The 255-nt window shown below is 54.5% G+C and carries 1 protein-coding gene; it reads left to right on the top strand.

Annotated elements, in window-relative coordinates; genetic code table 11:
- Positions 1 to 255: NAD-dependent epimerase/dehydratase family protein (locus ACOSDM_RS20340; RefSeq protein ID WP_420726357.1), on the top strand; the 255-nt coding region annotated here is incomplete at both ends.

A 255-nucleotide genomic window follows, 5' to 3' on the forward strand; every position in this document is an offset into this window, starting at 1 on the left:
CATTGACGATCCTCAAGCGGGCAGCGGAAGACCTGGGGCTTTGCTATGCAAGGAATGGTTTCTTTGAGTTCTGCGCGATCCGTTATGCTGACTTTTATGGTGCTGAGCGCGTCATAAAACCTGAGCGTAGCCAGGCCAGTGTGTTCAACGATGTCATCTTGGCCGCGATTGACGGTTGTTCACTCGATTTGCCCGGGGCGGATCAGGTGTTTGATCCTGTCTACATTAAGGATTGCGCGGCGGGGACCGTTGCCG

It is taken from the genome of Hwanghaeella sp. LZ110 (genome assembly GCF_048892525.1).
In the GTDB taxonomy this organism is placed as follows: Bacteria; Pseudomonadota; Alphaproteobacteria; order UBA8366; family Aestuariispiraceae; genus Pacificispira.